The 26,485-nt window shown below is 67.4% G+C and carries 22 protein-coding genes and 1 pseudogene; 1 reads left to right on the top strand and 22 read right to left on the bottom strand.

The genetic code is table 11. The features are described from left to right. The 13 genes and pseudogenes from EL272_RS05340 to purU all read right to left on the bottom strand — a co-directional run bounded on the left by EL272_RS05340 (window position 1) and on the right by purU (window position 15,014). Window positions 1–867, bottom strand: a complete 867-nt coding sequence (locus tag EL272_RS05340; protein WP_061787129.1) for an ATP-binding cassette domain-containing protein — start codon at window positions 865–867, stop codon at window positions 1–3. Then, window positions 857–2,917, bottom strand: a complete 2,061-nt coding sequence (locus EL272_RS05335; protein ID WP_061787130.1) for a S9 family peptidase — start codon at window positions 2,915–2,917, stop codon at window positions 857–859. Before EL272_RS05335 ends, EL272_RS05340 begins: the two co-directional genes overlap by 11 nt. An 18-nt stretch (window positions 2,918–2,935) precedes the next feature. Beyond that, complete coding sequence (locus EL272_RS05330) at window positions 2,936–4,252, bottom strand: threonine/serine exporter family protein (RefSeq protein WP_061787131.1); 1,317 nt, start codon at window positions 4,250–4,252, stop codon at window positions 2,936–2,938. 11 nt (window positions 4,253–4,263) lie between these two features. Beyond that, window positions 4,264–4,797, bottom strand: a pseudogene (locus tag EL272_RS05325) (ribonuclease H family protein); the annotation flags it as partial. Then, window positions 4,794–5,885 (bottom strand): adenosine deaminase, encoded by a 1,092-nt coding sequence (locus tag EL272_RS05320; protein ID WP_061787133.1) that lies wholly within the window; start codon window positions 5,883–5,885, stop codon window positions 4,794–4,796. The gene EL272_RS05320 and the pseudogene EL272_RS05325, both read right to left, overlap by 4 nt. 29 nt (window positions 5,886–5,914) lie before the next feature. Continuing rightward, the gene (locus tag EL272_RS05315; RefSeq protein ID WP_014846192.1) at window positions 5,915–6,313 is read right to left on the bottom strand and encodes a cytidine deaminase; all 399 of its coding nucleotides are present in this window, start codon (window positions 6,311–6,313) and stop codon (window positions 5,915–5,917) included. 1 nt (window position 6,314) lies between these two features. Continuing rightward, complete coding sequence (locus EL272_RS05310; protein WP_014846191.1) at window positions 6,315–7,616, bottom strand: ABC transporter permease; 1,302 nt, start codon at window positions 7,614–7,616, stop codon at window positions 6,315–6,317. After that, window positions 7,613–8,791: an ABC transporter permease gene (locus EL272_RS05305; protein WP_014846190.1), complete on the bottom strand. Its 1,179-nt coding sequence runs from the start codon at window positions 8,789–8,791 to the stop codon at window positions 7,613–7,615. Before EL272_RS05305 ends, EL272_RS05310 begins: the two co-directional genes overlap by 4 nt. Beyond that, window positions 8,788–10,341: an ABC transporter ATP-binding protein gene (locus EL272_RS05300; RefSeq protein WP_014846189.1), complete on the bottom strand. Its 1,554-nt coding sequence runs from the start codon at window positions 10,339–10,341 to the stop codon at window positions 8,788–8,790. The genes EL272_RS05305 and EL272_RS05300 overlap by 4 nt, the downstream gene beginning before the upstream one ends. A gap of 88 nt (window positions 10,342–10,429) precedes the next feature. Further along, the gene (locus EL272_RS05295; RefSeq protein WP_014846188.1) at window positions 10,430–11,548 is read right to left on the bottom strand and encodes a BMP family ABC transporter substrate-binding protein; all 1,119 of its coding nucleotides are present in this window, start codon (window positions 11,546–11,548) and stop codon (window positions 10,430–10,432) included. A gap of 88 nt (window positions 11,549–11,636) precedes the next feature. Next, window positions 11,637–12,932: a phosphotransferase gene (locus EL272_RS05290; protein ID WP_041697322.1), complete on the bottom strand. Its 1,296-nt coding sequence runs from the start codon at window positions 12,930–12,932 to the stop codon at window positions 11,637–11,639. Beyond that, a complete protein-coding gene (locus EL272_RS05285; protein WP_390849594.1) occupies window positions 12,835–14,169 on the bottom strand; it encodes a hemolysin family protein in 1,335 nt (444 codons plus the stop codon). Before EL272_RS05285 ends, EL272_RS05290 begins: the two co-directional genes overlap by 98 nt. Next, on the bottom strand, window positions 14,166–15,014 hold the full coding sequence (gene purU, locus EL272_RS05280; protein ID WP_390849596.1) for a formyltetrahydrofolate deformylase: 849 nt from the start codon (window positions 15,012–15,014) through the stop codon (window positions 14,166–14,168). The genes EL272_RS05285 and purU overlap by 4 nt, the downstream gene beginning before the upstream one ends. A 442-nt stretch (window positions 15,015–15,456) precedes the next feature. On the opposite strand from purU, the gene EL272_RS05275 reads away from it, so the two are divergent. Further along, window positions 15,457–16,374, top strand: a complete 918-nt coding sequence (locus tag EL272_RS05275) for an ATP-binding protein (RefSeq protein ID WP_244926117.1) — start codon at window positions 15,457–15,459, stop codon at window positions 16,372–16,374. A gap of 146 nt (window positions 16,375–16,520) precedes the next feature. On the opposite strand, the gene EL272_RS05270 is transcribed toward EL272_RS05275, so the two are convergent. From EL272_RS05270 to rlmN, 9 genes are all read right to left on the bottom strand, one after another. Next, entirely contained in the window at window positions 16,521–17,954 is a 1,434-nt protein-coding gene (locus EL272_RS05270; RefSeq protein WP_061787135.1) for a cobyric acid synthase, read from the bottom strand. Continuing rightward, entirely contained in the window at window positions 17,951–18,898 is a 948-nt protein-coding gene (locus EL272_RS05265) for a cobalamin biosynthesis protein (RefSeq protein ID WP_061787136.1), read from the bottom strand. The genes EL272_RS05270 and EL272_RS05265 overlap by 4 nt, the downstream gene beginning before the upstream one ends. Further along, entirely contained in the window at window positions 18,895–19,686 is a 792-nt protein-coding gene (locus tag EL272_RS05260) for an adenosylcobinamide-GDP ribazoletransferase (protein WP_014846181.1), read from the bottom strand. The genes EL272_RS05265 and EL272_RS05260 overlap by 4 nt, the downstream gene beginning before the upstream one ends. After that, entirely contained in the window at window positions 19,686–20,222 is a 537-nt protein-coding gene (gene cobU, locus EL272_RS05255) for a bifunctional adenosylcobinamide kinase/adenosylcobinamide-phosphate guanylyltransferase (RefSeq protein ID WP_014846180.1), read from the bottom strand. The genes EL272_RS05260 and cobU overlap by 1 nt, the downstream gene beginning before the upstream one ends. Beyond that, entirely contained in the window at window positions 20,219–21,289 is a 1,071-nt protein-coding gene (cobT, locus tag EL272_RS05250; RefSeq protein WP_061787137.1) for a nicotinate-nucleotide--dimethylbenzimidazole phosphoribosyltransferase, read from the bottom strand. Before cobT ends, cobU begins: the two co-directional genes overlap by 4 nt. Before the next feature lie 93 nt (window positions 21,290–21,382). Continuing rightward, window positions 21,383–22,669, bottom strand: a complete 1,287-nt coding sequence (locus EL272_RS05245; protein ID WP_014846179.1) for a M50 family metallopeptidase — start codon at window positions 22,667–22,669, stop codon at window positions 21,383–21,385. Further along, window positions 22,666–23,841 carry a 1-deoxy-D-xylulose-5-phosphate reductoisomerase gene (gene dxr / locus EL272_RS05240; protein ID WP_014846178.1) on the bottom strand — a complete coding sequence of 392 codons (1,176 nt, stop codon included), beginning with the start codon at window positions 23,839–23,841 and terminating at the stop codon, window positions 22,666–22,668. Before dxr ends, EL272_RS05245 begins: the two co-directional genes overlap by 4 nt. A gap of 93 nt (window positions 23,842–23,934) precedes the next feature. Further along, window positions 23,935–25,272, bottom strand: coding sequence for an NADP-specific glutamate dehydrogenase (gene gdhA, locus EL272_RS05235; protein WP_014846177.1), 1,338 nt, complete (start codon window positions 25,270–25,272; stop codon window positions 23,935–23,937). Window positions 25,273–25,360: 88 nt separating this feature from the next. Continuing rightward, window positions 25,361–26,485: a dual-specificity RNA methyltransferase RlmN gene (rlmN, locus tag EL272_RS05230; RefSeq protein WP_061787138.1), complete on the bottom strand. Its 1,125-nt coding sequence runs from the start codon at window positions 26,483–26,485 to the stop codon at window positions 25,361–25,363.

Below are 26,485 nucleotides of genomic sequence, written 5' to 3'. Positions count from 1 at the left end.
TCACTTCCCTCTCTCGACGTCCACCTGAGCGTCACGCCTGGGGCCTATCAGCAGGTCGGCCAGTTCCCGGAGGCTCACAGGCTTGGCAGGCAGGTCACCTTCCGCTCCCTTCCTGACCACCGCGCTGGCCCACGCCCCCTCCCGGTCCAGCCGCCCGAGCCTGGGAAGCGCGTCCACCTCCACCACCGGCCCGCTCACCCTGGTGAACGATGTGACCAGGCCTCTGACGGTGTCGGCGGCCGTGATCCGGCCGCCCTCCATGAGAGCCACGTACTGGAACAGCGGCTCGGCCTCATCGACCAGGTGCGTGGAGATCAGCAGGGTGCGGGGGAACATGTGCAACTCCTCCAGCAGAACCCGGGTGAAACGCTGCCGGGCGGGCACGTCGAGGCCATTGTAGGGCTCGTCCAGCAGGGTCAGCGGGGCGCGGGCCGCCAACGCCAGGCTGAGGAAAGCAGCCGTGCGCTGCCCGCGGCTGAGAGCCATGGGGTGGCGGCTCTCGGGAACGTCGAACCAGGCCAGCAGCTCGATGGCGCGTTCCATGTCGAAGTTCGGATGCACCCGGGCGACGTGGCGCGCGAGGTCACGCAGGCGCTGATCTCCTCCGAAGGGCCAGTGCTCCGCCGTCAGGTAGACCGTCCCGGATGCGGCCTCGGGCAGCTTCCTGCCGAAAACCTGCGCCTCACCGGTGTACCGGGCCTCACGGCCGGCCAGCAGCCTCAGCAGCGTGGACTTGCCGGCCCCGTTCCGTCCGATCAGGCCGGTCACCGAGCCGATGGGTGCCGACAGGTTCACCTGCTGCAGCACCACCCGTGATCCCAGCCCGACCTGAACGTTCCTCAACCCAAAGGCCACTTCACCTGCCACGTCGCGCCTCCTTCATACGTACCGGAAGCTGTTCAGCCCACCAGTCGAGAATCGCTTCGAATCTTTGTCTTCTGTGCCAAGGTGTCCCGGACCGCGACAGTTCGTGGTTCTCCCCGGGGAAGATCAACATCCTGGCGGTCACCCCGTTGCGCCGCAGCTCGGCGAAGTAGCGCTGCGCCTGCTCCAGCGGGCACCGCAGGTCGCGTTCGGAGTGTATGACCAGCGTCGGGGTCCTGACCTGCCCGACCCTGGCCATGGGTGACTGCTGTTCGACCTTTTCCGGGTCGGCACCGACATAGCCGTCGGAAAAGAACCACCCGATGTCGCTGGTCCCGACGAACGCGGCGGGATCCAGGTAGCCCCGTTCGACGACGGCGGCGGCGAACCTGTTGTCGTGGGCGGTGATCCACGCGGTCAGGTAGCCCCCGTAGGAGCCCCCCATGATCCCCACCCGGTCCTCGTCCAGACTCTTGAACTGTCTGCACGCCCCGTCCAGGAAGGCCAGCACGTCAGCCATGTCAACCACGCCCATTCGTTCCTTGACCGCCCGGCCATGGGTCTGCCCGTAGGACGAGGAACCTCTCGGATTGCACTGCACCACGGCATAGCCGGCACGAACATAAACCTGGGCTTCGTCGAAGAAGGCCCAGTTGAAGTTCGAGAACGGGCCGCCGTGAATGTTCAACAGCACCGGATGAGGCCCCCGCCCCTTGGGAACGAACACCCAGCCGTGGATGTCGTTGCCGTCCTCGCCTTGGATGGTCAACTCCCTCGGTTCCACCGGGGTCGCCGCAGCGACGAGGGGCCGCGCGAAATCGGTAAGGCGGACGAGTCTTCCCTCGGCTACCCTGGCGAGTTCCATGGGGCGCGTGGCCTCGCTGACAACCGCCACGCTCACCCCCGAGCGTTCGGCGGCCGCACTGACCACCTTCGGGCCCTTGACGAGAACATGGACCCGGCCCTCGGGGGAGATCACGTGCAGTTCCCCGCAGCCCCGGACCCGGGCTGGGGCCAGGACGGATTCCTCCCCTAAGGGCTCCAGGAAACTCCACGGTGCCTCGTAGTCGCTGGTGACCGGATCCGTGAGGATCCGGGGTTCGGTGCCGGGCTCCGCATCGACGGCCAGGGCGGCGACGGCCTTTGCGCTCCCGACGAAATCGAGCCCGCTCTCACCGAGGTGTTCCGCCAGCAGGAACAGGGTCCTGCCGTCACGGCTGAACCGGGGCCGCGACCATGCCCACGTGGCTTCGGCCCCCCCGGCCACGAGGACCGGTTCCCCGCCGGTGACGGGCACGCGGTGGATCATCGAGCGCAGATCCGAGTCCTCCCCGGCGTGCAGGGCAGCGGTGAAGCAGACCCGTTTCCCGTCGGGTGTGAACTCCGGCTGGCGGCAGTCGGCCTCCAGCGGGGTGAGCAGCCTCGCCTGGGGGATGCCACGCCTCCCCCCGAGCGTCGTGTTGTCCCTGGGTTCCTCCTCGGTTCCCGTTGCCGCACGCCCCCGGGGTTCCAGCCAGGGTTCCTCGTCGAGGGAGGGAACCTCCAGGAGGTAGATCCCCCGAGGACGGTCCCGGATGTATCCGATCCCGTTCGCCTGGTATTTGTTTCCCACGATCAGCCTGGGATCCTCGCGTTCGGCGGGAACGCCTTCGAGGGTTCCGTAACGCCCCTCCTCGGGCATTCTGGCCACAAACGCCAGCTCCCTGGAGTCCCGGGACCACACGAACTCGTCCACCCCCAGCGGGGCGTCGGTGACGATCCTGGGTTCCCCACCCTCGGCGGAGACGATGGCGAGTTGCGGTCTGGCATCGACACCGCCCCGCAGGAAGGCCACGGTATGCCCGTCGGGGCTCAGTTGCGGAGCCAGGTCCGAGGTGCCCCGGGTCAGGGGTCGGGGACGCCCCCTGCCTGCCGTGGCAACGCTCCAGATTCTTCCTACGTGGTCGTCCACGTCGAAGGAGGGACGGCTCGCCGCGAAGACCGCCTGTTCACCATCAGGGCTGAGGGTCGGGGACGACAGGGTGACCAACAGGTCCAGGTGGCGTGGTTTCACACCCCATACCGTAAGGCTTCAGGACTTCCGGGCGCCACGCGGGCCCAGCGGACGGATGGGCCAGGGCAGCTTACGGATCGGAACCGACATGGGGCGCGCCATGGCCGCCCCCGCGGCGACACCCGCGGCCAGGATGATGCCGACGGCGGCCGCGGTCATCAGGTCCTGCTGGCCATCCACGAAGGACGTCTCCCCCGTACCTAGGGCCAGTTTCAAAACCCCGGACCAGGTGACCAAGCCGGGCAGGATCGGCACCACGGCCGATGCCGAGATGGAGTCCAGCTGCACCCGCAACAGGCGTGCCGCAGCCGCGGATGCCGCCCCGACCAGCAGGGCGGCCGCCCCGGTGGCCGCGACCACGGGCCAGCGCTGCGCCAACAACCACAGGAAGAACCACCAGCTGGCCGCGCCGATCAGCCCCGCGCTGACGATTGCCCGCCGCGACGCGCGGGTGCAGAACGCCCACGCCGCGGCCACGATCCCGGACCAGAACACCGAGACGGGACCCAGCAGGCCATCGATGCTGAACTGTGCGTTGATCCACACCGGAATGCCCAACCAGCTGGCGCCCGCCACCACGACACTGGCGCCGATCACCAGCCCGATGGTGACGATCAGCCCGTGGATGGCGTGGGCGGTGCCGGTCACGTAGAGACCAGAGATGGCGTCCTCCGAGGCGCCGAGAATGGCCAGGCCCGCGAGCATCGAGATGATGGCGCCGATTACTATCAGCCCCGGCTCGATCCCGGCCAGCCCCGGGACACCCCACCCCTTGGCCAGGGCCACGCCGACCGCAGCGGCCGCGGCCATCGCCCCGCCGACACACTGCTGGAAGAACACCGAGACCCGTCGCTTCGAAAGCCACACCTGGGTCCGGTGGATGCTCCAGGCGACGATCAGCGCCAGCAGGCCGACGATCCACCGGGCCCCGAACATGAGCGCCGCCGCACTGGAAACCGCCCCGAAACCCAGGGAGACGTCGAGCCCTCCCCAGCGTCCGTGACGCCCGAGGATGGCCTCGATCCGGGCCCGGGAGTCCGGGATGCTGTTGTTCCGGGCCTCGGAGGCCACCTGCTGAAGCATCGTTATGAGCTCGAAGTCCTGATGGCCGATGGGAACCACCCGCATGGCGGTCAAGGGTTCGCCGTCGGTCTCTCCCCTGACCGAGACGATGATCATGTTCCCGGTGACGTCGGTGTGGTATTCCGCCATTCCGAGGTCCCGCATGGCGTGCCGGGAGGCCCGGATCGCCGATGACACGGAGGCGCCGTGGGCTAGCATTCCGCAACCGATCTCCAACCCCAGGTCCAGCACCTCCCGGGGATCGGAGGTCATGCCCGCTCGCCGGGAAGCTCGAACAGCGCGAGCTGTTCGGGTGCATCGTCGCGCAGCGGTTCCGGTCGTGCCGGTTTCTTCCCCGCCCCCGGGAACCCGGGTCCCCGGGCCACGGGGGCACCGTCCCGATGGGCGGTGGCGGCGGCACGTGCCCGTTCGTCGGCGGCCTCGTTCAGGGGATGGCCCGCGTGTCCCTTGACCCATTCGAAACGCACCCGCCTGCCCTGCAGGGCCCGGTCCAGTTGTTTCATCAGGTCGGCGTTCAGGACGGGTTTGCCGTCGCCCTTCTTCCAGCCACGGCGTTTCCAGCCGGGAAGCCACGCGGTCAGGGAATTGATGACGTACTGCGAATCGCACAGGACCAGCAGCTCCTCGTCCGTACCCGCCGTGGAGTTCAACAGATCCAGGACCGCCATCAGCTCCCCCATGTTGTTGGTTCCGTGGGGCCATCCCCCAGCGGCCCATCGGTCGTCGTCGATGTACCAGGCCCACCCGGCCGGGCCGGGATTTGCCAGCGAGGACCCGTCCGCAGCGGCCGTGATCACGCCCGTGCCTCATGGCGGGCGGCGTGGAAGGCGGGACGGATCAGCCCCTCGACGAGGGCTTCTCGTTCGTCGTGGTGCAGGAAGGCCGCGCGCATGGCCGCCACGGTCACGGCCTCCACCTCGGCGAATCCCCATCCGAAGGTCTCGGAGAGTTTCGCGAACTCCTCGGACAGGGAGGTGCCGCTCATCAGGCGGTTGTCGCAGTGGATGGTGACGTTGAAACCGAGCTCGGCCAGCCGTCCGACGGGATGCCGGTCGAGGGACTTGGCCACGCCGGTTTGAAGGTTTGAGGTCGGGCACACCTCGAGCGGAATCTGCTGGTCCCGGACGAAGGCCGCGAACCGCCCGAGCCTGGGTCGGTCTCCCCAGAAATCCTCGATGTCCTCGCAGACGCGCACGCCGTGACCGATGCGCTGGGCACCGCAGAGCTGGACGGCCTCCCACATCGACTTCGGCCCGTCGGCCTCGCCGGCGTGAATCGTGAAGTGTGCGTTGTTGCGTCGCAGCAGGTCGAAGGAGGCCTGGAAACGGGTGGGGCGGAAGCCCATCTCGGCGCCGGCGATGTCGTATCCGACGACGGAGTCGTCGCGATAGGCCAGGGCCAGTTCGGCAATATCGGTGGTGGGTTCGTCGACGTGACGCATCGCCGTGACGATCTGGGTGGCGACGATGGCCCGTCCCGCGGCCTCGGCCTGCGCCATGCCCTCGGCCAGACCGTCGCGGACCGCCTCCACCGCGGCCTCTGGCGTCAAGCCCTTCTCCAGGTGCTGTTCGGGTGCCCAGCGGGCCTCGGCGTAGACAACACCATCGGCGGCCTGGTCCAGCACGAACTCGCGCGCCACCCGCACGAGCTGGTCGCGGGTCTGCATGGCTGCGGTGGTGTGGGCGAAACCCTCCAGGTAGCGCACCAAGGAACCGGAATCGGCGGATTCGAAGAACCACCGGCCCAGCTTCTCCGGGTCAGTGGTGGGCAGTTCGTGCCCGTTCTCAGCGCAGTGCTCGACCACGGTCGCGGGCCGCAGCCCGCCGTCGAGGTGGTCATGGAGGGCGACCTTGGGCAGGGCACGTAGTTCTTCCGGGCTCAGCATGAAAACATCCTAGGAGTTGTGGGCCGGGGTCAGCGGGCATGGTCCAGATCGGCGGGTCCGAAGGCCTGCGGCAGCACCTCCGACATCGGCAGCACCCCGACCGGGGTGTCCATGAGAAGCCCGTTCCCGCCGAACTCGAACAGCAGCTGCCGGCAACGCCCGCAGGGCATGATCCGCTCCCCCAGCTTGTTGCAGCAGGTGAACGCCACCAGCCGGCCACCTCCGGTGGCGTTCAGCTGCGAGACCAGTCCGCACTCGGCGCAGAGCCCCACCCCGTAGGAGGCGTTCTCCACGTTGCAGCCGACCACGATGCGGCCGTCGTCCACCAGTGCTGCCGCACCCACCTGGTAGTCGGAGTAGGGCGCGTAGGCCCTTCCCGTGACCTCCCGTGCCGCGGCCCGCAGCCGTTCCCAGTCGATGCCGGTCATCTCAGTGGGTCTTCACGAAGTGGGCGCCATCGGCGGCGGGCGGACGGACGCGGCCGACCAGTCCCGCGACGGCGATGATGGTGGCGACGTAGGGCAGCATCTCGATGAACTCGCTGGGAATCGGTAGGTTCATCAGCTTGATGGACTGCGCCAGGGCCCGGGCGAATCCGAAGAACAGGGCCATGCCCGCTCCCAGGACGGGATGCCAACGGCCCATGATCACCGCGGCCAAGGCGATGAAGCCGTTTCCGGCCGTGATGTTGTTGTCCTGAAAGGCTCCGACGAAACCAACCGTGAAGTAGGCCCCGCCCAGACCCGCGAAGATCCCGCCCAGCAGCACGGCCTGGGTCTTGGTGGAGATCACCTTGATCCCGACGGTGTCCGCTGCCCGCGGGTGCTCACCGACCGCCCGGACCCGCAGCCCCCACTTGGTGCGGTGGAGCAGGAACCACACCAGTGGAACCGCAAGTAGGGCCATGAAGGTCAGGGGGCGTTGGGTGAACAGGATCGGCCCGATGAACGGGATCTCACTCAGCGCTGGGATGGCGAACACCGGCATGGGGCTGACCACACCGAAGGTCTTGAGGTCACGGGCGACGAGCTGCTGGAAGATGAACCCCGTCAACCCGGTGGCCAACAGGTTCACGACCACGCCGACGATGACGTGATCCACCAGGTATTTCAGCGTGAACAGGGCCAGCACGGCCCCCATCAGGAGGCCGGCGACGGCCGCCGCGGTCAGGGCCGCCAGGAAGGACTGGGTCACGGAGAAAATCACGGAGGCCGCGAAAGCCGCGGCCAAGAACTGGCCCTCGATCGCGATGTTCACCACGCCGGCGCGCTCCGACAGGACACCGGCCAGCACCCCGAACAACAGCGGCGTCGAATACGCCAGCGTGAGGTTCAACTGGCTCGTCAGGGTGAACGGAACGGCGGAGGACGCGGCGGCCCAGACAACGAAACCGACAAGGATGCTCAACCCGGCGATCACTCCCGCCGCAGTGCGGCAGTCCTTCGGGAACCTGCCGATCAGGAACACGGCCCCCGAGGCCAAGGTGAGCAGAGCGAGGAACAGCAGCACCGGCAGGCCCGGCACCTCGATGGTCGGCAACTGAACATCCGCGAAGGCGTCCGACAAGGCGATTTTCCCGGTCGGATTGGCAGTGAACGCCATCACCACCAGCAGCAACCCGAGCAGGGCGAGGAGAATACCCGCCGCTATGCGCGTGGAACGCCCCTCCGGTGATTCGACGATCTTCCTTTCCGGAGCGTCGGCACCGGGAACGATGATGTCGGTGCTCATGCCTTGGCCTCCTTGGGAACGGTCCGGACGGCCCCGCGCCTGCGTTCCTTGAGGAAGGGCAGCAACCATATGACGAAGGCAGGCGCCGCGACGAGCAGGACGATCAGGGCCTGGATGAGATCAACCAGCTGCTTGGGGGTGTTGGCGATCGTGACCATGGCGGTGCGGCTTGCCTTCAACGCGCCGAACAACAACCCCGCAAGCACCACGCCGATGGGGCGGGAACGCCCCAGCAGGGCCACCGTGATGGCGTCGAACCCGAGGGTGCCGATGATGCTGACGGTCAGCTGCGACGGGTAGCTCGTCAGGATCACGGGAGCGGTGACGGTGATCAGGCCCCCGAGACCGGCCAGGCCACCAGCCAGCGCCATCGTCGTGAAGGTGACCCGGCTCACGGATGTGCCCGCAGTTGCCGCTGCGTCCGGGTTCAGCCCGACCGCCTGCAGCCGGAGACCGAACCTGGTGCGTTCCAGGAGCCACCAGCATCCCAGGGCCGCCAGCAGCGCCAACCCGAATCCCAGGTGCAGGCGGGTACCGGCGACCCGGGGCAGGGTGGCGCTCCATTCAAGCACGGGGGCGATCGGGTTGGACGTCCCCGGTTGCCGCATGAACGGCTGCTTCAGCAGAAAAGAGAGGATATTCGCGGCAACGTAGTTCATCATGATCGTGAGGATCACCTCGTGCGCCCCGGTGCGGGCCTTGATGAGACCGACCACGCCACCCCAGAGCGCCCCCATGAGAACACCCGCGAGGATCACCAGCGGAAGGTGCAGGAAGATGGGGAGCCCCTTGATGCTGAAACCGAGATAGGCCCCGACCAGCGCACCCATCACGGCCTGGCCCTGGGCTCCGATGTTGAACAGCCCGGCCCGGAAGGCCAGCGCCACCCCGAGGCCGGCCGCTATCAGGGGGGCCGCCTCCGCGGTGGTTTCGGTGAGGGCGGTCGCCGACCCGAGGGAACCCACGTACATTGCCTCGAAGGTGAGCGCGATCTTGCCGAAGGTGGCGTCCAGGGCGTCGCCGGGCCGGGCGATGAAGTAGGCGTACTTCGCCATGATCTCCGCGTCGGTGACCACCATGATGACCATCGCGACGGCGAAGGCCAGGATCAGGGAGGCCGTGCTCACCAGGGCCGTGTTGGCCCAGGCCGGGCGGCCACGGGTTCCAGTGTTCATGCCTGGTCCTCCTGCTCCGTGATGGCGGCGGCGTCATCGTGGTCGATCCCCGCCATCATGAGTCCCAGCACGTCGCGGGGAGTGTCCGGTCCGACGACACCGACGATGCGTCCCCGGTACATGACCGCGATGCGATCGGCCAAGGACTCCACCTCGTCGAGTTCCGTGGAGATGATGAGCACCGCGGTTCCCCTGTCCCGTTCAGCGACGATCCGGTTGTGAAGGAACTCGATCGCGCCCACGTCGACACCCCGGGTCGGCTGGTTCGCCAGCAGCAGCGACAGCGGGCGCGACAGTTCCCGGGCCAGCACCACCTTCTGTTGGTTGCCGCCCGACAGCGACCGGGCCGGTTGCGCGTAGGAGTCGGTGCGGATGTCGAACTCCTCGACCAGCTTCGCGGCGTGCTGGTTGATCTGCCCCAGTTTTAGGTTTCCGCCCACACTGAAGTGGTCGAGGTTGTCCAGCACCAGGTTCTGGGCGATCGAGAAATCCCCGATCAGGCCGTCCTTGTTCCGGTCCTCCGGCACGTAGCCCAGGCCCGCACCAAGGGTTTTGGCGGGACTGAGCCGCGTGACGTCGGCACCGTCGAGGGTGATCGTGCCGCCAACGGGGGTCATGGTGCCGAGCAGCGCCTCGGCCAGTTCGCTCTGCCCGTTGCCCTGAACCCCCGCGATCACGATGATCTCGCCGCCGCGCACCGTCAGGTCGAGGTGGTCGACGGCCACCGCTCCGGACGCGCTGGCCACCGTCAGCCCGGAGATCACCAGACGTTCCTCCCCGATCCGCGGCGCCTGTTTGGTCACCTTCAGTTCCACGGAACGCCCGACCATCATGGCCGCCAACTCGGCCTCGGTGCTGGTGGGTTCGGCGCGCCCGACGACCTCGCCGCGCCGGATGACAGTGATGTCGTCGGCTACCTCCAGCACCTCGCGGAGCTTGTGGGTGATGAAAACGATCGCACGGCCCTCGTCGCGCAGCGCGCGCATCACGTCCATCAACTCGCCGATCTCCTGCGGGGTCAGCACCGCCGTCGGCTCGTCGAAGATCAGGTAACGGGCATCCAGGGCCAAGGATTTCAGGATCTCGACCCGCTGCTGGATGCCGACGGGCAGGTCCTCCACGAGGGCATCCGGATCGACCTCCAGGCGGTACTGCTTCGAGAGTTCCCGGACCCGCCGCCTGGCCTGGTCGATGTCGAGGAGCCCCGCGGAGCCGGGTTCGTGTCCCAGCACCATGTTCTCCGCGACCGTGAACGGGGGAATCAGCATGAAGTGCTGGTGCACCATGCCGATGCCTGCCGCCATGGCCTGCCGGGGATCCCCCAGCCTCAGTTGCTCCTCCCCCAGCCAGACCTCACCCTCGTCGGGGGCCAGCAACCCGAAGAGGATGTTCATCAGGGTGGATTTTCCCGCCCCGTTCTCCCCGAGCAGGCAGTGGATGCGACCCGGAACGATTTCGATGCTGATGTCGTTGTTGGCCGTTAGGGAACCGAAACGTTTCGTGATGCCTTCCAACGACAACACGGGAGCGGCCGGGGGCGACGAAGTCACTGTTCCTCCTTCATCAGGCGGACTCACTCTACAAGCGATCACCGGAAAAGGGACACCCGAGGGTGCCCCTTTTCAGGTTGTTCACGCGCTACCTGACCGTGGTCTCGACGGTGATCTTCCCGGAGATGATGTCGGCGCGGATCTGTTCCAGTTCCGACTTGGTCTCGGCCGAGACCTTGGAGTCGAAATCGTGGAATTCGGAAAGATCGACACCCTTGTTCTTGAGAGTCCCGACATACGGATCGGAGGAGAAGGAGCCCTCCTTGGCGGCCTTGATGACGTCGAGGACGGCCACGTCCATGCTCTTCTCGATCGAGGTGATGATCACGTCCTTGTACTCAGGTGCGGAGACGTAACCGTCGGTGTCCACCCAGATGGCGTTCACCTTGCCGCTGGTTTCCTTCACGGCGGCCAGCGCCCCCAGCCCGGAGGGACCGGCGACCGGAAGGATGATGTCGGCTCCCTGTGCGATGAGCGTGTTCGCGGTGTTCTTGCCGCCGGCGTTGTCGTCGAACGGGCTGGCCCCGCCGATGAACTGCCCGTCCTTCGTTGCACGATCCCAGCCGAGCACCTGAACGCTCTTGCCCTTGGCCTTGTTGTAGTACTCAACACCCTGGGCGAAGCCGTCCATGAAAATCCGCACGGTCGGGTAATCGGCCCCACCGAAAGTGCCGACCTTCCCGGTCTGGCTCAGCGAAGCGGCGACATAACCTGCCATGAAGGCGGGCTGGGCGGTGTCGAAGATCAGCCCCTTCGCGTTGTCAACACCCTCGAAGGATTCGTTGTCGACGATCGCGAACTTGACGTTCGGGTTCTGCTTCGCGGCGGCTTCCGTGGCATTCGCGAGGGCGAACCCCACCGTCACGATGACACCGCACTTGGCATCGATCATGGACTGGACGTTGCGCGCGTACTCGGATTCCTCCTTGGACTCGATCTGAGCGGTCTCGACGCCGAGCTGTTCCTTCGCCTGCAGCAGGCCCTTGTAGGAGGTCTCGTTGAAGGACTTGTCGTCGAAACCACCGAAGTCGGAAACCATGCAGGCCTTGAAATCCCCTGAACCAGCGGTGGCGCCGCCGGTGGCGCTGCTGGCCGGGGCGGAACCGGCCGGGGATGAGGAGGGTGTCGTCGGTGCCTCGGCGCAGGCGGACAGCAACAGAGAGCTGATGGCGGCGAGGGAGGCGAGTTTGAGCAGAGACTTGGTCACTTCGAGCTCCAAACTTCGGAAAGTTTCCTGGGTGCCATGACCATATCGCGCGCGCATCATCAAGGCGCGGTACCCCGCCGAATCGTTATCAGCCCGCAACCTGCCTGACCAGGGCCAGGGCAGATCGAACCATCTGTCTGGTGGATTCCTGCCAATTCGGTTCCTGGCTGCGGTAAGGACCGGTTGCCAAGGAGATGACAACGGCCGCCGCCCGCAGTCTCAACTCCACCGGGTCCACGCGCCTGTCGAAGACCGGCACCCACCGTGCCAGCAGGTCGCGTACCTTGGCCTCCTGAGCGGGATTCATGCGCTGGATGGTGGACAGGTGGGCGATCAGGCAGGCCAGGTCGTCGGCGCGCCTGCCGGGGCCTATGGTGTCCACGTCGAGGATCCCGACCACCCGCCCCGCGGCCACGTGCACCTGGCCCTCGTGGAAGTCACCGTGGGTGGGTTCAATCCCGAGCGGAATCCCCGCCAGCCCGGCCCGGATCCGCTGAACCGCCCATTCGAGATCGCCACGCGCCTCGGGAAGGGCCGAGGAGACGATTTCCGCGTAGTGCTGGACGGCGTCACTCCACGGCGGACGGCGTTCCAGCTGCGCGACACTCGGGGGCATGGAGTCGAGCACCTCGATCAGCTGCTCGGGGGTGCACGGGTCACCGGGATCGAAGATCGCACGCGCCAAGGGTTTGCCCTGGAGCGCATCGAGGATCATCAGCTGGTCACTGGTGGTGTGAGCGACGTGGGGAGCCGGCACCCCGGCTGCGGTCAGCATCCGGTGCCTGAACAGCACGTCGTCGAAGAGCTTGGCGCGAATCGCCTTGATGTAGAAGGTGTTTCCGCCCGTGGTGAACCGCACGACGGCCCGGCGCCTGGGCCGGTATCCGATGATCTTCAATTCGAGTTCGTCCCCGGTGACGGGATACGGCAGCAACCGGGCGTCGTTGACCAGCGCGGCCAGCAGTTCGGGGTAGGCGGCTCGTTTCAGGCCCGGGAGGTCGGGATCGGCCGGGTAGATCCACACCGCCACCTCGCGGTTGCCGTCTCCAAAGACCTCAGCCCCCCGGTCGGTCTCGGACAGTTCACCGCTGCGGGCCGAGACTCCCAGCAGTTCCGTACGCTCCCCGTAGGGCCAGGACACCTTCGCCAGATAGGTGGCGGTGGTGGACTGGTTGGGGTTGGCATCCACGTGCTCCAGCGTCCAGCTGAGCAGTTCCCCCCCGGCGTGACGAACTGCCGCGCTGAGCACGGGACCGGCCCCGGGTCCCGTCAACAACCTCGATCCATCATCCATCGCCAACTCCTGAAACCGGGCGAGCGGAAATCCAGGAAGCGCGCCGCCCATCCATCTCCTCGACCCTGAACACCCAGGTCGGCGCCGCAGTGTCCCCCTCCACCGGTTCACACGGGGAGAGTTCCACGCTCACCTCGTCCCCAACCGCAGGCAGGCGTCCGAGCCGGGCCATGACGTATCCTGCCACGGTGTCGTAGGGACCCTCGGGAATGACGTACCCGGAAAGTCCCGCGAACTCCTCGATGGTGGTCAACCCGTCCAGTCGTGCCAAGGGATCCTTTTTCGCTGGTGACGTGCCGTCCACCACGTCGTACTCGTCCGTGATGTCGCCGATCAGTTCCTCCACCAGGTCCTCCAGCGTGACGATCCCCGAGGTGCCGCCGTACTCGTCGCGGACGATGGCCATGTGGGCCTTCGCCGCGCGCATCGCGGACAGGGCACGCAGCAGCTTCACCGTTTCCGGGAGGTTCAGCACGGGCCGCACGATTCCGGACAGCTGACCGCCGCGCTCCCCGGCGTCGAGATCCATCAGGTCCCGGACGTGACAGAAACCGATCACCCTGTCGACGGAGCCGTCCGTGACCGGATAGCGGGAATGGGGCGCCCCGCGCACTTCCTTGTAGGCCAGCTGGATGGGCATGTCGGAAGGGAGGAACTCCACCTCGGTGCGGGGCACCATCACCTCGCGGAGACTGAGTTGGCCCGCGGCGAAAACCTCATCGACGATGCTGCGTTCCTCCTGCCCCAGGGTCGTCGATTCCGAAACCATCTCCCGCAGTTCCTCGTCACTCACGGCGTCCTTGGACAGTTTCGGATCGCCGCCGAAGACCCTCACCACCGCATCGGTGGAAACACCCAGGAACCAGATGACGGGCCGGGCCAGGGACGCGATGCCGGACACCAGCGGGGCCAGCGCCAGCGCGAACCCCTCGGCCCGTTGCATGGCGAGGCGTTTCGCGCTCAGCTCCCCGATCACTATGGAGAAGTAGGAAATCACGATCGTGATGATCACCAGGGCCAGCGGATCGGCCACCGAGGCGGGAATCCCCCAGCCCTTGAAGACAGGGGCGAGCCCAGCCGCCAGGGTCGCCCCGCCGAAGGCCGCTGAAAGGAACCCGGACAGGGTCACGCCGATCTGCACGGCGGACAGGAAGCGATTGGGGTCGCTGGTCAACCGTTCGATGGCCCGTCCCCGTTTACCCTTGGCCGCGAGCTGTCTGATCTGCGACTCGCGCAGCGTCACCAAGGCCATCTCTGCGGCCGCGAAGGTGCCACCGATCAGGATGAACAGCGCGATCAGCGCAATGTCAGAGACCGCCGACATCAGCGGAAGATCACCGTCCTGTTCCCGTCCATCAGCACCCGGTGCTCGGCGAACAGGCGCACCGCCTCCGCCAGGGTCTCCGATTCCTGGCCCCTCCCCTTGCTGACCAGTTTGCTGACCCCCATGGTGTGGTCCACCCTGACCACGTTCTGTTCGATGATCGGTCCTTCGTCGAGATCGCTGGTGACGAAATGGGCCGTGGCGCCGATCAGTTTCACCCCGCGGATGTGGGCCTGCCGGTAGGGATTGGCCCCCTTGAAACCGGGCAGGAAGGAGTGGTGGATGTTGATTGCGCGCCCGGCAAGGTGATCGCACAGCTCGGGGCTGAGGATCTGCATGTAACGGGCCAGAACCACCAGGTCCACCTTCCGCTCCTCGATCACGCGCCGGACCTCGGCCTCGAAATCGGCCTTGGTCTCTGGAACGACCACCCGGTGCGTGAACGGCACACCGTAGAAATCGGCCAGCGACCCCAAGACTTCGTGATTGGCCATGACACCGACAACGTCGATGGGCAGGGTTCCCGCGCGCCACCGGAACAGGAGTTCGTTGAGGCAGTGCCCTGCCTTCGAGGCCAGCAACAGGGTGCGGGTCGGGCGTTGCGTGCCGTAGATGTCGAACTCCGCGCCGAGCCCCTCCGCCACGGGACGCAGAGCGCCCATCAACTCATCGCGTGTGGGCCCGACCAAGGCGATACGGGTGAAGAACCGTCCCGTGTCGGCGGAGGCGAACTGCTGGCATTCGGTTATGTTGCCACCCAGGGAGACGACAACTCCGGTGAGGGCGTGCACGATGCCAGGACCGTCCGGGCACCGCAACGTCATGACGAGGTCCTGCATGAGCCCCAGCGTAGGCCATGCACGCCGCGCATTCCGCTCTCAACCGTTGAGGAAACACTGACTTGGCGACGAGAACACCGGGTCTGGCAGGCCTTCGGGCCATGGAACCCGGCGCGGCTCCGGAACGGTCCCGCCGCTGTGATCCATCCGCGAGGTCCCCTCCAGGCACCTCGACCGCCCGGACGTGGATCCTGGCGGAGAACATCTCCGCCCGGAATTGCGCTGCCCACCACCACCGGGGCCGGTCTGCCCGGCGCCCGCGCACGAAACGGCACCCCCGGCCCGGAAAACCCCAGAGGAGCGAAGTCCCGGCCAATTGCTCAACAGGATCCCGACCAATTGCCCACTGGAACCCACCCTCTGGAATCATGTCCGCGAGGCCGTAGATGAGGACCCTTCGGGAAATCAGTTCCTCCTGGCGGGCTCCGCCGGACCCACCAGGGGTATCCGCATGCGCTCCGGAGCAGGGCGGGTGGTCCGCATGGTGCTGCGCCCCATGATCCTGAGTGAGCGGCACCGGATTTCACCGACCGTATCTCTCAAGGACCTGTTGAGGGGAGATGCGGTGGTTGAGGGGCAAACCAGCCTGAGCCTGAGCGATTACGTCGATGAGATTCTCTGCTCCGGTTTCCCCGCATTTCAGGGATTGCCGGAACGGGCCGTTCGGATACAATTGGAGAGCTACCTGGCCCGTGCCGTGGATCACGACCTGCCGGAAGGAGGATTCCTGTTCCGGCGACCTGCCGCCCTGCGTGCCTGGCTCACCGCTTACGCCGCAGCTACGTCAACCACCACCAGCTATTCACGAATTCTCGATGCAGCGACCCCCGGGGAGGATGAAAAGCCTTCTCGCAACACTGTCACCAGTTATCGCGAGGCCTTGGAACGTCTGTTCCTGCTGGATCCGCTCCCGGCCTGGGTGCCGAGCCTTTCTCCCTTGAAACGACTGGTGGCAGCTCCAAAACATCATCTGGTCGACCCCGCTTTGGCCGCGCATCTGATCGGTGCCACCAAGGATTCCCTGTTGTACGGACCGGAGAGCACCTTTCTGGGGGCGCTGTTCGAATCACTTGCGACGCTCTGCGTCCGCGTGATGGCGCAGAGCGCAGAAGCCACCACAGGTCATCTGCGCACGAAAGGCGGTGAACACGAGATCGACCTGATGGTCGAGGGACGTGACCGTCGCGTCGTGGGGGTAGAGGTGAAACTCGCTTCCATCATCACCGACAGGGATGTCCGCCACCTCCATTGGCTGAAACAGGAACTCGGGGAACGCGTGACCGACCTCGTTGTCCTGACCACGGGCCCCCACGCCTTCCGCCGGGCCGACGGCATTGCGGTGGTTCCGCTGGGGCTCCTGGCTCCCTGAGGGAGCCGCTTCGGTGCCATCCATGCCCCGGCGGTGGCGCAGTTCTCGCCGGTTATTGGCTGATGAACGAAGGCGCGGCTTCAAGTGGTGTGAATAGCCAGTCCCGGTTCCGCGGCGTTTCGTGCCGGGACCGGGGATGCCCGCCTTCACCTCGCCGCATCCAGCAGCGCCGGCACGTCCAGGTTGTCCTCGCAGGCATCCGCGAGTCTTTCGATCATGACCTCCCGCTGCTCGGCGTAGCCGGGGGCCCCCTCGCTGGGCCGCCAGTCGCTGCCGGTCAGCCGTGCGATCTCCTCAAGGAAGGCCCGGCGGAAACCGTCGGATTCGAAGGCCCCGTGCCACATGGTCCCGAAGGTCGCGCCGATCTGCTGTCCCTCGCAGAACTCCTTCCCGCCGGAGGCGTGAACCCGCCCGTGGTGGATGGTGTAGCCCTCCACCGGTTCTCCCCGCCAGGTCCCGGATGGCCTGCCGAGCACCTTCGCCTCGCCGAAACGCACCTCACCGGGAAGCAGACCCAGGCCTGGGATGTCGCCGTCACCGGATTCGAGGTCGTCGAGGATGCGGTCTGTGAGCATCTGGTAGCCACCGCAGATACCGAGCACGGGCCGCTGCTGCCGGGCGCGGATCCGGATCGCCTCCGCCAGACCTTTCTCCCTTAGCCAGGCCAGGTCCGTGACGGTGGCCCGTGACCCCGGAAGCACCGCGAGATCGGCCCGGGCGACCTGATCGGGTGATGCGGTGACGACCACCTGGACGCCCGGTTCCGCGGCGAGCGCATCCACATCGGTGGCGTTCGAGGTGCGGGGAAAGTGCACGACGGCGACGTGAAGCACCCCGGTGCCGGGACGCAGCGCCCGCGACCCGATGGTCAGGGCGTCCTCCCCGTCCAGCCACACGTCCGCCAGCCAGGGCAGCACACCGTAGTTCCTGAGACCGGTGCGCCGGGTCAGTTCGTCCAGCCCCGGGTCGAGCACCGCCTGGTCGCCGCGGAACTTGTTGATCAGGTATCCCGCCAGCCGCCCGCGGTCCTGTTCGGAGACGATGCCGTGAGTGCCGAAGATCGCCGCCAGGGCGCCCCCGCGGTCGATGTCGGCGGCCAGCACCACGGGCAGCCCGAAACGTTCCGCCAGGCCGAAGTTGACGTAGTCGCCCCGACGCAGGTTGATCTCGGCGGGCGACCCGGCTCCCTCGCACAGCACCAGGTCGTGGCCGGCGGCGAGTTCCTCGTAGGCTTCGAAGGCGGCCTCGGCCAGGTGTTTGCGTCCGCTGGCGTACTCCCCCGCCCCGAGCTCCCCCGCGGGGCGGCCACGGAGCACGACGAAACTGCGCCGGTCGCTGCCCGGTTTCAGCAGCACGGGATTCAGCAGGCTGCCCGGCTCCACGCCGGCGGCCTGCGCCTGCAGGTACTGGGCTCGCCCGATCTCGGTGCCGTCCGAGCAGACCATCGAGTTGTTGGACATGTTCTGCGACTTGAACGGGGCCACCCTGATCCCGCGGCGCCGGAACGCGCGCGCCAGGCCCGTCACGATCAACGACTTGCCCGCATCCGATGCGGTTCCCGCGATCAACAACCCGGTCATTTCCTCCCACCTCCGAACACGATCAGCGCCCCGGCCAGCAGCCCCGTGGCGGCGGCGGTGACGGCGGTCACCAGTTTCGCGGCGCGGCGCACCTGCGGTCCCGTGGGGCGGGGGCCGTCGCCGAGGGTGGGGCGGAACTCCACCCGATCGCCGTAGCGGTTCTCCCCGCCCAGCCGCACCCCGAGGGCACCGGCCCACGCGGACTCGCACCAGCCGCCGTTCGGGCTGGGATGTCTGGCACCGTCGCGCCGCATGATGCGCCAGGCCCGGGAGACGTCTCCGCCGACCAGTGGGGCGCACACGCACGCCAGGGCCCCGGTGAGCCGCGCCGGCACCCAGGCCGCTGCGTCGTCGGCGCGTGCCGATGCCGTGCCGAAACGCCCGTAGCGCTGGTTGCGGTGGCCGACCATGGCGTCGAGGGTGTTGAGGGCACGGTGAGTCAGGATTCCGGGCACCCCCGCGAGAGCCCCCCAGAAGATCGTGCACACCCCGGCGTCGTTGGTGTTCTCCGCCATCGACTCGACGGTGGCGCGTCCCAGGCCCTCGGCGTCGAGGAAACGCGGGTCGCGGCCGCAGAGGTTCGGCAACTGTTCCCGGGCCGCGTCGAGGTCGCCGCCCACGAGGCGGTCGGCCATGATCCTTCCCTCGTCGGCGAGCCGCCTGGCACCGAGCGCCGCCCAGGTCGCGGCGGCGGTGGCCGCGACCCGAATCCAGCCGTGCCGGGCTGAAACCCGTTCCACCAGCATCCCGCCCGCCAGCACGGGGGCGACGGCGAGCGCGGTGAACACCGCTCCTGCGGCCCGGCTGTCGGCGTGGGTGGTTTTCTCGACCCGGGTGGCCCAGGAACCGAACCAGGCGACGGGATGGTGCTTCTGCGGGTCTGCGAACACCTGGTCCGCCACCATCCCGATGACGATCCCCAAGCCGCGGTGTCTCAGTGTCATGCCACTCCGATCAGGTTCACGGTGAGCGCGATCCCCAGCCAGACGGCCAGCTGGGTCAGTTCGATCAGGGAACCGTAGCAGTCGCCGTTCAGGCGTCCCAGGCGCCGCAGGAGGTGTCGCTGCCAGCAGGCCGCGAGCAGCCAGGCGACCGCGACCACACCCGACCAGCAGGCCGCTACCGGCCAACCCAGCAGCCACCAGGTGAGCGCGCCACCCGCCGCCAGCACCGCCCCCCGGCTGATCCACAGCCCGGCCGCCCCGACCTTGCCCGCCACCAGCGAGGACAAGGTGCCCGGGGCCGGTTCCTCACCCCGGCCCGGCAGCGTGGCGGCCAGCGGAACCACCCGTCCCGCAGCCATGCCGAGGGCCATCAGCACCGGCCAGGTGCCGGGAGGTGCGACGCCGAGGGAGGCCACCTCCAGCAGCAGCACCACCAGCAGCGAAGCCACCCCCATCGGGCCGATGTCGGACTGCTTCATGATCGCCCGCGCCTGCTCCGCGGGTTTCCGGGAACCCAGCGCGTCCGCAACATCCGCGGTGCCGTCCAGGTGCATGGCGCCGGTGGCGTAGGCCACCGTCCCGACGGCCATCAAGGCCCCGAGGAACCGCGACCCGGACGCGGCTGCGGCCCCCCATCCCAGCAGACCAACGGCTGCCCCGAGCACCGCCCCCAACCAAGGAAAGGCGAGAAGCCCGTCGGGGAAGTCGCGGTCTGCCCAGTCGTGTTTGCGCACCGGCAGCCACGTGTACATGGCGACTGCGCTGTGGAAGGCGCGCAGTGGGCGCATCAGGCCCCCTTGACCGGCACGGGAATGCCGGCCACGCACAGCCAGACCCGGTCGGCAACCGCTGCGACCCGCATGTTGAGGCGCCCCAGCTGGTCAGTGAACAACCTGCCGGAGCTGGTGGCCGGAACCACGCCGAGCCCCACCTCGTTGCTGACGAACACCACCGGTCTGCGGGTGGCGCGCAGCGCGGCCAGGAACTCCTCCAGCCGGTTCTCCAGGCGTCCCAGGGCCTCCGGGTCCCGGTCCCAGCAGCCGTCGTCGAGCAGCCTCGTCAGCCACACCCCCAGGCAGTCGACCAGCATGGGGGTGGCGTCGTCGCGGCGAAGCTCGGCGGCCAGGTCGATGGTCTCGACCGTCTCCCAGTGGGAGGGGCGGCGGGCCCGGTGAATCCTGAGCCGCTCCACCCATTCGGGATCGTCGGGACGCACCTCGGAGGTGGCCACGTAGGAAACCCCGGGTTCATCGGAGAGCAGTGACTCCGCGAAGGTAGATTTCCCGGAACGGGTCCCGCCCAGGATCAGCGCGGAGCCCTTCACGCCTTCGACACTCCCTGGCCGCTGAAGGTGCCCATCTCGTTCATGATGAGAGCGGCCGCTCTGACCAGCGGCAGCGCCAGGGCACCGCCGGAGCCCTCACCGAGCCGCAGGCCGAGATCGACCAGCCCGCGCAGCCCGAGGGCCTCATGGGCGGCGGTGATGGCGGGTTCCACACCGGCGTGCCCGGCGATCAGGTAGCCGACGACGTCAGGGCAGATGGCGCGGGCGACGAGGGCCGCGGAGCAGGAAACCACCCCGTCGAGAACCACGGGGACGCGCCTGGCCGCGGCGACCAGCATGAGCCCGGTCATGGCGGCGTGTTCGAAACCACCGACGGCGGCCAACGCACCGACCGCGTCCCCCTCGGTGACCAGCCTCGCGACCCCGCCTACCTCAAGCCCTTTCTCAATCACCGCCACCTTGTGGGCGAGCATCTCGTCATCGGCCCCGGCCCCCCTGCCCGTGACCTCGGCCACGGACCTTCCGGTGAACGCGGCCGTCAAGGCAGCGGCGGGCGTGGTGTTGGCGAGCCCGACCTCACCGGGCACCAGCACGTCGGCTCCGGAGTCGATGGCGGCGTTGGCGGCCTCGATGCCGACGCCGATCGCCTCCAGAGCCTGCTCCACGGTCATTGCGGGCCCCTGGGTGAAGTCGGCGGTGCCGGCCGCGATGCGGCGGTCCACGGTGCCCTCCGCGTGCTGCAGCAAACCGACGTCGAACACCTCGGTTCCGGCCCCGAAGGCCCGGGAGATCACGCACACCCCGGCGAACCCGATGGCTATCCCGGCGGCCATCTGGACGCTGACCTCCTGGGGCCAAGGCGTGACCCCCTGCGCGTAGACCCCGTGGTCGGCGGCGAAAACGATCACCTTCGGATTTGAAGGCACCGGAGGTGGGCACTGGGCGGCGATTCCGCAGAGCCGCACCCCGATGGCCTCGAGTTCCCCGAGGGAACCGGGGGGTTTGGTCAGGTCGTCCTGCCGGGCGCGGCCCGCCTGGAGCCAGGCGTCCTCGACGGGGGCGATTCGGGAGGCGAGGCCGGACAGCTCGGTTGGGGTGAGGGCCATATGGTCACGTCCTTAGCTCGGTTGTCGATATTGCCGACCGATCCTGGTGGTTGAGAACCGGCCGGAGCGCACCGCCGAGGCTAGCACCCCCGCTCAGAACAGCTTGATGGGGCTGATGATGTCGGCCAGGATCAGCACCACCCCACCGATCAGCAGGAATCCACCGACCAGATAGGCCACCGGCAGCATTTTCGCGGTGTCGACGGGTCCGGGGTCGCTCTTGCCGCGCAGCCGCGCCAGACCGCGCCGCAAGGCCTCGTAGAGCGCCCCTGCGATGTGGCCGCCGTCGAGGGGAAGCAGCGGTACCAGGTTCAGCAACGCCACGAACAGGTTTACGCTGCCGAGCAACGACAACCAGGAGGCCACGCGGTCCTGGATCGGCACCGAGTCCGCCACCGCGATCTCCCCCGCGACGCGACTGGCACCGACCACGGAGATCGGGCTGTTGATGTCGCGTTCCGCACCGGTGGCGAGCCCGACCCCGACGTTCCAGACCCGCACCGGGAAGGAAGCCAGGGCCACCAGGGACATTCGTGTGATGTTCCACATCTGTCCCGCCGTTTCGATCACGCCGCCCCGAACCAGTTCCCGGCTGGGCGAGACACCGAGGAAACCGGCCTCCACCCTGGAGGTCGGGTCGAGTCTGTCAGGCACCGACTGGATGATGGTGTTCACGGTGGGAAGTTCCATGGTCCTACCATCGCGTTCGACCGTGAGCGTGGCGGCGCCGTCGCGGTTCGCGCGGATCAGGTCAGTCAGTTCATCCCAAGTGCTGACCCGGTGACCGTTGAAGGCAACCACCTTGTCCCCCACCATGACGCCCGCCTGTTTCGCGGGGGTCTGGGGATCGCCGTCCTGGCAGGTGGCGGGGGTGCGGCCGGCGGGGATGACGCAGTCATTGACCACCGTCACGTTCAGCGTCAACTGCCAGGTGCCGTGGAAAAGGTTGATTCCCAGGAAGATCAGGAAGGCCAGCAGAAGGTTCATGGCGGGCCCGCCGAGCATGACTATGACCTTCTGCCACACCGGTTTCTGGTGAAACAGCCGCCCGTCATCGGCGGGGGTGATCTCCTCGTACTCGTAGCTGCGGGCCCGGTCGGCCAGCCGGGTGAGCCAGCCCTTGGGCTTGTCAGACTGCTTCTCGGGCGGGTACATCCCGACCAACCGGACGTAGCCGCCGAGCGGGAACAGCTTGAACCCGTACTCGGTCTCGCCCCGCTTCCGGGACCAGATGGTCCGGCCGAATCCGACGAAATACTGGGTCACCTTGACCCCGAAGATCTTGGCCGGCACGAGGTGTCCGATCTCGTGCAGGGCGATGGAGACCATGATCAGGGCGAAGAACAGCAGCGCCAGACCAATCAGTACGAGGGTGTTCAAGAAAGTTCCTCCACGAGTTCACGAGCACGTTCACGGGCCGCGGCGTCCGCGGACAGCACCGCTTCCAAGGTCAGTTCAGTATCCGGGACGTGCCCGGTCTCGAGGTGTTCGGCCAGGCATCGGGAGATCAGGTCCGTTATCCCCAAGAACCCGATCCTGTGGTCACAGAAGGCGTCCACCAGCACCTCGTTGGCCGCGTTGTAGACGGCCGGGGCCGTGCCAGCGGCCTTCCCCGCGCGGCGGGCCAACTCAACTGCCGGGAAAGTCGCGTCGTCCAGGGGTTCGAAGGTCCAGGTCGCGGATCTCGTCCAGTCGCAGGGAACCGCGGCCCCCGGAAGCCTGTCGGGCCAGGTCAGTGCCAACCCGATGGGCAGTCGCATGTCCGGTGGTGAGGCCTGCGCCAGGGTGGACCCGTCGGTGAACTCCACCATGGAGTGGACGACCGACTGGGGATGCACCGCCACGACGATGTCGTCGAGGCCGACGCCGTAGAGCAGGGCTGCCTCGATAAGTTCGAGTCCCTTGTTGACCAGGGTGGATGAGTTGATGGTGATGACCCGGCCCATTTTCCAGGTGGGATGGGCCATGGCCTCCTCGGGCGTCACGTCCGCGAGTTCCTCACGGCTGCGGCCCCGGAACGGCCCCCCGGATGCGGTCAGGATGAGCCGGGCCACCTCGTGGCGGCGTCCCCCGCGCAGGGCCTGGGCGAAGGCGGAGTGTTCGGAGTCGACGGCCACCAGTTGTCCCGGCGCCGCCAGGTCGGTGACCAGTCTCCCGCCGATCACGAGGGATTCCTTGTTCGCCAAGGCCAGGGTGAGGCCTGCTCCCAGTGCAGCGAGGGTGGGTTCCAGTCCCGCCGCCCCCGTGATGGCGTTCACCACCACATCGCACTCCAGGGCGGCCAGCTCAGCCGCTGCCCCGGGACCGGTCAGCAGTTGGGGTGCCTCGACCCCGCGAGTCGCGAGTTCGTGTTCCAGGTCCGCTGCCCTATCCGCTCGGGCCAAGGCCACGTACGAGGGCCGGAACCGCGCCACCTGCCCGGCCAGCAGGTCGATGTTGCCGCCCGAGGCGGCCAGCCCCACCACGTCGAACCGGTCAGGCCGGGAACCGATCACGTCGAGTGTCTGGGTGCCTATGGACCCGGTGGAGCCGAGTAGGACGATTCTTCGCACCAAGACAGTGTGTCACGATGCCCCAACCGTGTCCCGGAACGACGTCGCCGGGCCGTCACCCGTGGGGTGGCGGCCCGGCGACGTCGCGATGTCTCAGACGAGCCCGAATGCCTGCATGGCGTTCGCTACCTTGATGAAACCGGTGATGTTGGCGCCGACGACGTAGTCACCGGGGGCGCCGTACTCCTCGGCGGTGGCAGCGCACATGTCGTGGATGTTGCGCATGATGCTGGTCAGGCGTTCCTCGGTGTACTCGAAGGTCCACGAGTCGCGCATGGCGTTCTGCTGCATCTCCAGGCCCGAGGTGGCAACACCGCCGGCGTTCGCCGCCTTGCCCGGGGCGAACAACACCCCGGCTTCCTGGAAGGCATGGATGCCCTCGGGGGTGGTGGGCATGTTTGCGCCCTCGACCACGGCCTTGACGCCGTTGCGGATCAGGGTGGCTGCGTGTTCCCCGTTCAACTCGTTCTGGGTAGCGCACGGCAGGGCGACATCCACCGCCACATCCCAGATCGAACCGGTCCTGCCCAGTTCGGCACTGTCGCGGCGGGAGGCGTAGTCGGCGATTCGGCCGCGTTCCACCTCCTTGACCTGCTTCAGCAGTCCGACATCGATGCCCGCCTCGTCCACGACGTAACCGGAGGAGTCGGAGCAGGCAACGACCTTCCCGCCGAGCTGCTGAACCTTCTCGATGGCGTAGATGGCCACGTTCCCGGAACCCGAGACCGTGACGCGCTTGCCGTCGAAGGCGTCGCCGCGGGTCTTCAGCATTTCCTGTGTGAATGCCACGACGCCGTAGCCGGTTGCCTCGGTGCGAACCAACGACCCACCCCAGTCGAGGCCCTTGCCGGTCAGCACACCGGACTCGTAGCGGTTGGTGATCCTCTTGTACTGGCCGAACATGTAGCCGATCTCGCGGCCGCCGACGCCGATGTCACCGGCGGGCACGTCGGTGTACTCACCCAGGTGGCGGTACAGCTCGGTCATGAAGGACTGGCAGAAACGCATCACCTCGGCATCGGACCTGCCGTGCGGGTTGAAATCGGAACCGCCCTTGCCGCCGCCGATGGGCAGACCGGTCAGGGAGTTCTTGAAGATCTGCTCGAATCCCAGGAATTTGATGATGCCCAGGTAGACCGAGGGATGGAACCGCAGACCACCCTTGTAGGGGCCGAGAGCCGAGTTGAACTCAACGCGGAAACCGCGGTTGACCTGCACCGTTCCCCGGTCGTCCACCCAGGGGACACGGAAGATGATCTGGCGCTCGGGCTCGCAGATGCGCTCCAGGATCTTGTCCTCGAGGTAGCCAGGGTTCTTCTTGATAACGGGCTCGAGGCTCTCGAAGACCTCCCGGACGGCCTGGTGGAACTCGGCCTCGCCGGGGTTACGGGCAACCACGGACTCGAAGATGGACTGCAACTGCTGATCCATTCGGACTCCTAGTTAGTTGGTTTCAGTTTCTGACCTGCGGAAGCCTAGCCACGGTTTGTGAACAATGCGTTTCAATCCGGCAATAATCTCAAACCCCCGCGGTCTCGCGGGCCGCGAGCTGTCCGCAGGCCCCGTCGATCTCGGAACCTCGGGTGTCGCGCAGGGTCACGGGCACCCCGCGTCTTTCGAGCGTGGCGATGAAAGCCGCCTCATCCTCCGGGCGGGAGGCCGTCCACCGCGAACCCGGGGTCGGGTTGAGGGGAATCAGGTTGACGTGCACCCAACCCCAGTCGCCGCGCCGTTTCAGGACATCCGCCAGCAGGTTCGCCCGGGCGATGGAATCGTTGATGTCGCGCATCAGGGCGTACTCGATGCTGACGCGGCGTCTGGTGACCCGGGCGTATTCCCAGGCGGCGTCGACCACCTCGGCGACGCTCCACCGGTTGTTCACCGGAACGATCTCGTTGCGCAGGTCGTCGTCGGGGGCGTGCAGGGAAACCGCGAGGGTCACGGGAAGCCCCTCCCCCGCGAGGCGCCCGATCTGCGGCACCAGGCCGACGGTGGACACGGTGATCCCCCGGGCGCTCATCCCGAATCCCCCGGGCACGGGAGCGATCAGGGTGCGGATGGTTCCCAGCACCGCCTTGTAGTTGGCCAGCGGCTCCCCCATCCCCATGAAAACGATGTTGTTGAGCCGGCCGGTAGCCCCTGGAACCTCGCCGGCGGCCAGCATCCGGTTCGCCGCGAAGGCCTGGACGGTTATCTCGGCCCGCGACAGGTTGCGTTTCAGCCCGCCCTGACCGGTGGCGCAGAAGGGACACGCCATTCCGCAACCCGCCTGGGAGCTGATGCACAGGGTGGAGCGGTTCGGGTAGCGCATTAGCACGGATTCCAGGAGGGAGCCGTCGTGCAGCCGCCACAAGGTCTTGACGGTGCGCCCCCGGTCGGCGGTCAGCCGGCGCACCTGGGTGAGCAGGGGCGGGAAGAGCTGCTCGGCCAGGTCCTCCCGGATCGCCGCGGGCAGATCCGTCCAGGTCGTGACCTCGTCGCTGAGGCTGTCGAAGACATGGCGGGAGATCTGATCGGCCCGGAAAGCGGGCAAACCGAAGGACTCCATGGCGGCACGCCGCTCGGGCACGTCGAAGTCGAGCCAGTGTTTCGGGGCCTTGCCGCGAGCGGGCGCGTCGAAGACCAGCGGAAGGTGATTCGGCAC

This window comes from Arachnia propionica (assembly GCF_900637725.1).
In the GTDB taxonomy this organism is placed as follows: domain Bacteria; phylum Actinomycetota; class Actinomycetes; order Propionibacteriales; family Propionibacteriaceae; genus Arachnia; species Arachnia propionica.
This window is presented reverse-complemented; position numbering and strand designations above follow the sequence as displayed.